This window comes from Thermoanaerobaculia bacterium (genome assembly GCA_018057705.1).
Taxonomy (GTDB): Bacteria; Acidobacteriota; Thermoanaerobaculia; order Multivoradales; family JAGPDF01; genus JAGPDF01.
On sequence record JAGPDF010000115.1, the window covers coordinates 1 to 8,678 of the forward strand.

At 69.3% G+C, this 8,678-nt stretch carries 7 protein-coding genes; 6 read left to right on the top strand and 1 reads right to left on the bottom strand.

Going from position 1 to position 8,678, the window contains the following annotated elements; genetic code table 11:
* The 3 genes from KBI44_20295 to KBI44_20305 all read left to right on the top strand — a co-directional run.
* Positions 1 to 407 (top strand): formate--tetrahydrofolate ligase (locus tag KBI44_20295; protein ID MBP9146822.1); only part of this gene is annotated, 407 nt, incomplete at its 5' end.
* Between the two features lie 144 nt (positions 408 to 551).
* On the top strand, positions 552 to 1,370 hold the full coding sequence (locus KBI44_20300) for a hypothetical protein (GenBank protein ID MBP9146823.1): 819 nt from the start codon (positions 552 to 554) through the stop codon (positions 1,368 to 1,370).
* 214 nt (positions 1,371 to 1,584) lie between these two features.
* Positions 1,585 to 2,295, top strand: coding sequence for a hypothetical protein (locus KBI44_20305; protein MBP9146824.1), 711 nt, complete (start codon positions 1,585 to 1,587; stop codon positions 2,293 to 2,295).
* A 155-nt stretch (positions 2,296 to 2,450) separates the two neighbouring features.
* Here KBI44_20305 and KBI44_20310 read toward each other — a convergent pair whose 3' ends face one another.
* Entirely contained in the window at positions 2,451 to 3,923 is a 1,473-nt protein-coding gene (locus KBI44_20310; GenBank protein MBP9146825.1) for an O-antigen ligase family protein, read from the bottom strand.
* Between the two features lie 19 nt (positions 3,924 to 3,942).
* On the opposite strand from KBI44_20310, the gene KBI44_20315 reads away from it, so the two are divergent.
* From KBI44_20315 to KBI44_20325, 3 genes are all read left to right on the top strand, one after another.
* Positions 3,943 to 5,286 (top strand): hypothetical protein, encoded by a 1,344-nt coding sequence (locus tag KBI44_20315; protein ID MBP9146826.1) that lies wholly within the window; start codon positions 3,943 to 3,945, stop codon positions 5,284 to 5,286.
* 79 nt (positions 5,287 to 5,365) lie between these two features.
* The gene (locus KBI44_20320) at positions 5,366 to 6,262 is read left to right on the top strand and encodes a polysaccharide biosynthesis/export family protein (protein ID MBP9146827.1); all 897 of its coding nucleotides are present in this window, start codon (positions 5,366 to 5,368) and stop codon (positions 6,260 to 6,262) included.
* Positions 6,259 to 8,678 (top strand): polysaccharide biosynthesis tyrosine autokinase (locus tag KBI44_20325; GenBank protein ID MBP9146828.1); only part of this gene is annotated, 2,420 nt, incomplete at its 3' end. The genes KBI44_20320 and KBI44_20325, both read left to right, overlap by 4 nt.

Sequence of the window (8,678 nt, forward strand, 5' to 3'; positions counted from 1 at the left end):
TGCTCGCGCAGGCGAAGCTCGCCGACGCGCCCTACACGCCGCTCTACGACTGGAACCTGTCGATCCCCGAGAAGATCGAGGCCATCGCCAAGAAGATCTACGGCGCGCGTTCGGTCTCCTTCGCCAAAGCTGCGACGCGCGATCTCAAACAGATCGTCGCCTTGGGCTACGGTGGCCTGCCGATCTGCGTCGCGAAGACCCAGAACTCGCTCTCGGACGACCCCACGCTCGTCAACCGGCCGCGCGACTTCGACATTACCGTGCGGCGCATCGTGCTCTCGGCGGGCGCCGGCTTCGTTGTTCCGCTCCTGGGCGAGATCATCCGCATGCCGGGGCTCCCGGCGCAGCCGCAGGCCGAGAAGATGGACTGGGTGAACGGCGAGGTCGTGGGGCTGCTCGGCGGATAGGCCGCCGGAAACGGGCGCGGTTCCCCCGCCTCGAGAGGGGCGGCGCCGCCCGGCGGAGTCCCCTTTTCGAGCCGGTCTGCGTAATGGAGAGTTGAGTTCTGGCAGCGAGAGGGCTCGCCGCCGCTATCCCAAGGAGATGAAGCGATGATCTGGATGAGATTGCGTTCGTTGACGGTGACGGCGGTGGCACTGGTGGCCCTGTTGCCGGCCGCCTCCACGATGGGTTGCACGAAGCCGCAGGCCGAAGGCGCCAAGGCCGAGGCGGCCGCTCCGGCGGCTTCCGCCGCCAAGGCGCTGCCGGGCGCCGAGACCCCCGAAGCGCTCGTCGAGCGCATGAAGGCCGGCGCAGCCAAAGAAGACTTCAGCGAGATCGCCGCCTGCCTCACCCCCAAGAACCGCACCGAGATGGCGATGGCGATGTACATGGGTGCGACGATGATGGTCGCGTTCGCCGAGATGGGTGTCGAGATGGGCAGCGGCATGGCCGAGGCGATGGGCGGCGAGATGTCCGCCGAGGACAAGAAGAAGGCCGAGGAGCAGAAGGCCAAGGCGCAGGAGGGCATCGCCGGCATGAAGGCGGCCTACAACACGCTGATCACCAAGTACGGCCTGCCGGCGATGCCGAAGGAGGGCGAGGCGGAGAAGCCCGAGCCGACGAAAGAGGAGATCGAGAAGCTCTTCGCCAACATCGACCAGGGGGCCTTCCTGAACGACGCCCTGGCAGTGATGAAGGCGATGCCCGGAGAAGAGGCGAAGGACAGCGGCCCGGTCAAGGTCCCCGAAGGCGGCCTCGAGAACCTGAAGATCGAGGGCGACAAGGCGTCGGGCACCGTCGGCGGCGATCCGTTCACCTTCGTCAAGATCGACGGCCGCTGGTACGTCGAAGACCTCCCGAAGGGCGGCTCCGAAGAGGGCGCGTCGTCCGAAGGCGAAGCACCTCCCACCGAGCGGCCCGGCGTCTAGCCCCCAAGAAGAGCGACACAAAAAAGAGGGACAGGCACCAGTTTCAGAAATGAGGGACAGGCACCAGTTTCAGAAATGAGGGACAGGCACCGTTTTCCAAATCGGTGCCTGTCCCTCTTTTTCTCGTCCCGCTTTCTTCGGAGTTCGGGCAGTTGTCCCCTCGCCGGGCGGAAAGGCGGTTTCACAGTCTGAACCCCTACCTTGGAGGCCCTCCATGCGGTTTGTCCTTCGCCAGCTCCTCGAACTCGTCTCCGAAGGCCCCCCCGGGGAGGTCCCGCTGAAGCGCCACCGTCGGCTCGCCACCGCGACGGCCGGTCTGGGAATCGGTCTGACGGTCCTCTTCCTCGCCGCCGCGAGCGCCCGGGCGCAGAACGAGGCCGGCCCGAACCCCGATCTGAACGCGGACTTTGCGGGCTGGAGCATCGTGGGTGACGCCACCTGGGTCGGCAACGACGACGCCGACGGCTGCACGGGCGGCGCCGGCTTCTCGGGAAGCGTCACCGTGGACTCGGCGCCGCCGCAGAATCCGGGCGACCCATCGGCTGCGGCTGCCTATCCTCAGGAGTGCATCACCGTCTTTCCGGGTGACACGATCCACACCGAGGTTACTTACAAGTCGGAGGTGGACGCCGATGTCGTCGGGGTCTACTTCGACATCCCGAACTGCAGCGGCCTGCAAACCGATGAGCCGATCGCCGGCAACTTCCCCGCCGCCGCCGTCTGGACCCGGGTCGCCGAGACCATCACGGTGCCGGAGGGGGCCTATTCGATGATCGTCGCCTGGGCCGCCGCCGACCCGAACGGCCTGCCGTTCAGCACGGCGTGGGACCGCGTCTACATCGGCCGCCGGGCGCGCGTCTTCTCCGACGACTTCGAAGCCGCCTCGACCTGCCGCTGGTCCGCCGTCTCCGGCCTGCTCGAGTAGAAGCGTCCAGATAATTGGGGACAGTCCCCATTTCTTCCACCGGTGTCCCAATGTTCTTGTTGAGACCCTCTGCAAGCTATTGGAAGAAAGAGACTTGCCGCCGAACTGGCCTGTCGCCGACTTGAGGTTGAACGGGAATTGGGGACTGTCCCCAATTACGGCTTCTTGGGGATGCGGGTCGCGCCGGCGGCTCCGGCGACGACGGCGAGGGCGAAGGCGTTCGCCGGCATGGTGAGGCCGAAGTCGGCGAAGGAGTGGATGCCGACCGCGACCAGGGCCCCGAGGGCGGCGAGGCCGGCGGCGCGGCCCTCGGAGCGCTCGCCGTAGAGGACGACCTGGCGCAGCCGCCGGGCATAGAAGAAGAGTCCGGTTCCGAGGAGGAGCGCGCCGAGCATTCCGGTCGTCGCCAGGTACTCGATCCAGTCGGCGTGAGCGTGGCGCCAGAAGCCGGGGATCGTCGCCGGCTGCACCAGCGGAAAGGCGGCCTGGAAGGTGCCCAGTCCCGATCCGGCCCACGGAAAGAGCTGGAAGAGATCGAACGTGGCGCCCGCCGCTTCGATGCGGTAGCCGCCGCCGAGCTCGTCCAGGGAGCTCGCGGTCAAGCGCGTGAAGGCGCCCTCCGCGCCGAGCGCGGCGATGGCCGCGGCCCCGGCGACGCCGACCGCGAGCCCGCCCGCAAGGATCCACTTGCGGCCTCGCCCGCTGCCGCCGCCGCTGATCACCATCCCCTGCACGCCCATGGCGATGATCACGGACAGCAGCGCGGCGCGCGACCCGGTGAGTACGAGTCCGCCGAAGATGGCCAGGAACACGACCGCCGGCGGCCCGACGGCGAGCAGCCGGTCCTCGGCCCGGCCGCCGTCGGCCCCCACCCCTCCCAACACCGTGCGCCGCACCGCCCACCAGAGCCAGGCGAACGCCACCGCGAGCGCGATCTCGAGGAAGAGCGCGAGATGGTTTGGGTTGACGAAGCTGCCGCGCAGGCGCGACCCGACACTGAGGACCGTGACGCCCCACAGCGTGTTCGAGCGCGAGATCCACTGCGCGACGCCGATGACCACCTGCACAGTCGCCGCGAGCAGGAGTGCTCCGAAGAGCGTGCGCCGCACCCGGCGTGAGGCGCCGATCCAGGCGGCGGCGAGGAAGCCGGCCACCGGCAGGAGCCAGTCGAGCGCCGCGGACCGGCTCGCCGCCGGGGCGAGCGAGAGGGCGATCGAGCGGTCGCTGTCGCCAGAGGCGGCTTCGTCGCCAGAGGCGACTTCAGTCACCGGCCCGGCGAGCGCCCTCGCCTGCTGCGTGAGTCGAACCGTTTCGGGCGCGAGGAGGCCCGTCACCGCGGCCGGCGCCGGCAGCGACTGCAGCCAGCCGAGGAGCGCGACCGCCGCGAGCGCCGCTGCCGCGAGCGCGAGCTCGCGCGGCAGCGATCGATGGGAGTGGGGACTCCGGCTGTCGCTCGCCGGCTCCGGCCGGTCGACGACTTCGACCGTCCAGATCGCCAGGACGAGCGCCGCGAGGGCGGCGACGAGGAGGATCGTCGCCGGTTCGGGGGCGACACTGCCGAACGGCAGCGGTGCCGCGACGAGCAGCGCCGCGAGCGCCAGGGCGCGCGGCCGGACGTGTCGTATCATGCCGTGAATGTCCGAACAGATGAGCAGAACCGGGCTCGGAGCTTCCCTGCCCGCAGTGGCCTGCTGCGTCGCTCTCGCAGGACTCTCGTCCCTGGTGGGCACCTCACCGCTGGCGGCACAAGTCCGGCAGTATACGCCGCCGGGCGGCGCTGCCGACGCGGGCGTAGGCCGCAAACAGGCGCTCGCCGAAGCGGTCGACGAGGCCCGCTGGCACGCCGGTCCGGTGCGCCTCGACCCGGCGTTCTGGATCTCCGATCTCGCCTGGGTGGACCGGCCCTCGGACTCGGCTGGCTCGGCTGGCTCGGATGGCTCCGACCTCACCGGCCGTGTCGGCGCCGGCCTCAACGCCTATCTGCCGGTCGGTTCGAAGACGACGTTCGCCGCCTACGCCATGCCGGAGTACATCTGGTGGCAGGACCGTGCCGAAGAGCGCCGCGTCAACCAGCGTTTCGGCATCGGTTCGTTCACCTACTTCAACCGCCTGGCGATCACCGTCACCGCCGAGCGCCTCGAGGACTTCGATTTCGCCACCGGCGAGGTCCTGCAGCGCTACACGACGCGCAACGAGAACCTCGAGGTCCAGGTCGAGGTGCCGATCCTGCGCCGCCTGACGGTCTACGCCGAGGGTGGCGACCGCTCGGTGCGGAGCCTCGTCGACGAGACCGAGGATCCGCTGCTCGCCGACTTCTTCGCCGGTCTCGATCGCGACGACCTCGCCTACCGGGGCGGCGTGCGCTACTACCCGAGCGAAAAGCTGCGGCTCGGGGCCGGCGTCGGCTACGCCGAGTCCGACTTTGCCGACGAGGCGCTCGACCGTTCGAACTCCGGCGACTTCTGGTACGTCGAGGCCGGCTACGAGCGGCCGAAGCTCCTCGTGGATCTGCTCTACCAGGAGAACCAGCTCACGGCGCAGGACGGCGCGGAGTTCTCCGACTTCACGAGCTCGACCGGCGGCGCGCGCATCGAGTGGATGCCGCGCGAAACGTTCAGCGCCCGTCTCTACGGCTCGCGGCAGCTCGCCTACTCGTTGCTCGTCGCGGAGGCCTCCGGCTACGTCGACCAGTTCGTCGGCGCCGGGGTGGACATCGGCCTCGGCTGGCGGCTGCGTTTGAACCTCTACGGCGAGGCCGGCAGCCATCGCTATCAGGCGGGCCCCGACGCACCTGCGGGGGCCGAACGCGTGGACGACGTCGAGAGCTACGGTGCGGACCTCGCGATCGAGCTCCCCTGGAAGATGAACCTGCGGGTGGGCTATCAGGAGAAGACGATCTCTCCTCCTGCGGGGAGTGGCCTGCGCGATCAGAAGATCTCGCAGATCCTCGTCAACCTCGGTTTCGGATTCAGCCAGGGCACCTGGTACTGAGCCGGCACTGAGCCGCCCGCGCGCTTCGCCCCGGCGCCCCGGAACGGCGGGAGCAAAGCCCGTATAATGCTCAGTCCAGATGCGTTTTCCGAAACCCCTCAGAGCGGTCACCCCAAAACTGCTGGCTCCACTCCTCGCCGGACTCCTGGTTGCGGTCGCCTCCCTGTGCACCGCCGGCCCGGCCGCGGCGCAGGTCCTGCCGGCCGCCGGCGGGGCGGTGAGCTACACCCTCGGCCCCAAGGACCAGATCGCCATCAAGGTCTATGAGGTGCCGGAGCTGAACGTCGAGGTCCGGGTGGCCGAGAACGGCAAGGTCAACCTGCCGCTCATCGGCGAGGTGCCGGCCGAGGGGCTGACCGAGGCCGGATTCGCGCAACAGCTGAAGGAGCTGCTCGAGGCCAAGTACGTCAACCGCGCCACGGTTTCGGTGGAGGTCCGCGAGGCGCGGTCGCGGCCGATTCTGGTGGTCGGCGCCGTGCGCACCCCCGGCAACCTCGCCTTCCCCGGCCGCTGGACGCTCATCGAGGCGCTCGCCGCGGCCGGCGGCCTCTCCGAGTCGCACGCGGACACGCTCTACGTCCTGCGCCGCGCCGAGAACGGCCTCTCCGACCAGGTGGCGATCCGCATCGAGGATCTTTTCGTACGCGGCGACCCGCGGGCCAACATCCCGATCTTCGCCAACGACCTGATCAACGTGCCGGTCACCGTCGAGGTGACCGTCTTCTGCCTGGGCGAGGTCCTGACCCCCGGCGCGATCAGCTTCAAGAGTACCGACCGCATCACGGTGCTGTCGGTCATCGCCCGCGCCGGCGGACTCACCGACCGCGCCTCGAAGAAGATGTCGATCAAGCGGAGGAAGGGCGAGTCGCTGCAGGAAGAGGTCCAGGTCGACTACAAGAAGATCCTCGCCGGCAAGGAGCCCGACCTCTCGCTCTCCGACGGCGACGTGCTGGTCATCAAGGAATCCCTCCTGTGAGCGCCAACCACCGCACCCGGCATCCCGCACCCGATGCCGACCCGCAGACGAGCCTGCTGGGCCCTCCGGCCAGTGCGGCGGGCGCGGCCACCGAAGCCTTCGCCCCCGCAGGCGCGCCGCGGCGTCCCGATCCGGCGCTCGACTTCGCCGAGCCGGAGAGCGAGTTCCATCTGGCCGACTACCTGCGCGTCGTCACGGCGCGCTGGCGGCTCATCGTCCTCGTCACTCTCGCCGCGCTCGCCGTCTCGCTGCTGCAGTTCGCGGTGACGCCGAAGGAGTACCGCGCCGCGACGATGATCCAGATCGAGCGCCGGGTCTCGCTGCCGCTCAAGGCGGTGCAGGACAGCTGGATGGACAACTGGTTCAACCTCGAGTACTACCCGACGCAGTACCGGCTGCTCACCAGCCGCGGGCTCGCCGAGCGGGTGGTGCTCGACCTCGGGCTCCAGTCCGACCCCGACTTCAACCCGGGCGCCGCGGCGCGCGACGCGGGGAAGGCCTCCGGCACCTTCACCGCCGCCGACGACGAGGCGGCGATCGGCGGCCTCGCCGGCGCCCTTCAGGGCGGCCTCGAGGTCAATCCGATCCGCACCACCCAGCTGGTCGAGATCGCCTTCCGCTCGCGCTCGCCGGTGCTCGCCGCGAAGGTCGCGAACGGTTTCGCCGACGCCTACATCGACTGGGGGATCGAGAACCGCACCCGCGTCGCGGGCAAGGCTTCGACCTTCTTCGCCGCCCAGATCGAGACCCTGAAGCAGGAGATCCAGGACAAGGAGAACCAGCTCCAGGCCTACAGCCGGCGCTCCGACATCGTCTCGGTCGATCCGGCGACGAACGTCACCCTGCGCCGCCTCGAGGCCTTGAACCAGGAGTACATCACGGCGGTCTCCGAGCGCATCAACCGCGAGGCGCGTCTGAACGAGCTGCAATCGGCGACCGGCGATCGTGCCGCCGACGTGCTCGCCGATCCGCTGCTCGCCGAGCAGCGCTCGCAGCTCCTCGAGATGCAGCGCGAGTACGCCACGAAGTTGAACACCTACAAGCCGGAATGGCCGGCGATGATCGAGCTCAAGGGCAAGATCGAGCAGGCGGAGCGCAACCTGAAGACCGTCGCCGCCAATGCTCTCCTGCAGGCGCGCGATTCCGCCCGCGGCGAGGTCCAGACGCTGCAGCGCCGCGAGTACGCCCTGGTCGCCCAGTTGAACCAGATCAAGGCCGAGAACCGCCAGATGAACTCGGCGGCGGTCGAGTACAACAACCTGCAGGTGGAGATCTCGACCCGCCGCGCCCTCCTCGACGAGCTGGTGCGCAAGCAGTCCGAGACCGATGTCACCTCGCGCCTGCAGGCGACGGGCGAGTCGAACGTGCGCATCGTCGACCGCGCCCTGGTCCCCGGCGGCCCGTTCCGGCCGTCGCTCCGGCGCAGCGTCACGATGGGTCTGGGCTCGGGCTTCTTCCTCGGCCTCGGCCTGGTCTTCCTGCTGCACTACATGGACCGGACCCTGAAGAGCACCGACGAGATCGAGCGCCTGCTCGGGCTCCCGGTGCTCGCGGTGGTGCCCGACATCTCGAACGAGTCGAAGGGCTCGGGCCTCCTCGGACGCTACGGTTACGGCTACGGTTACGGCTACGGCCAGAAGGCCCCGACCACGGCGAGCACCGCCAAGGCGGTCTCCAAGGCGGCGCGGGTGAGGAAGCGCGGCGGCGAAGGCGATGTGCAGATCGAGCTCCTGCCGCATCTGCGCCCGCGCCTTGCGGTCGCCGAGGCCTACAGGAACCTGCGCACGGCCCTGCTCCTCTCCTCGGCGCGCCAGCTCAAGGTGATCGTCGTCACGTCGGCGGTGCCCTCCGAGGGCAAGACCTCGACCGCCGGCAACCTCGCGGTCGTTCTGGCGCAGCTGGGCAAGAAAGTCCTGCTGGTCGACGGCGACCTGCGCAAGCCCCGCCAGCACGAGGTCTTCCACGCCGCCAACAAGGTCGGTCTGGTGAGCTTCCTCACCCACGGCGCCGAGGCCGAGAAGATCATCTTCCGCTGCGACATCGAGAACCTCTTCCTGACCCCGTCGGGCCCGATCCCCCCCAACCCGTCGGAGCTCCTGTCGTCGGAGCGCATGACCGAGTTCCTGCGCTTCGTGCGCAGCCGCTTCGACATCGTGATCATCGACTCGGCGCCGACGCTCGCCGTGACCGACGGCATCCTGATCGGCGCGCAGTCGGACGGCGTCGTCCTCTGCCTGCGCGCCGGCTACGTCCAGCGGCGCGATGCCAAGACCTGCCGCGACCGCCTGCTGCAGGCGGAGGTCAAGCTCCTGGGCGTCGTCCTCAACCGCCATCAGGGGGTCGAGGGGCGCTACCGCAGCGGCTACAGCGGTTCCTACGGCGGAGCCTCCTACGGCACGGCCGAGGCCTATGGCGC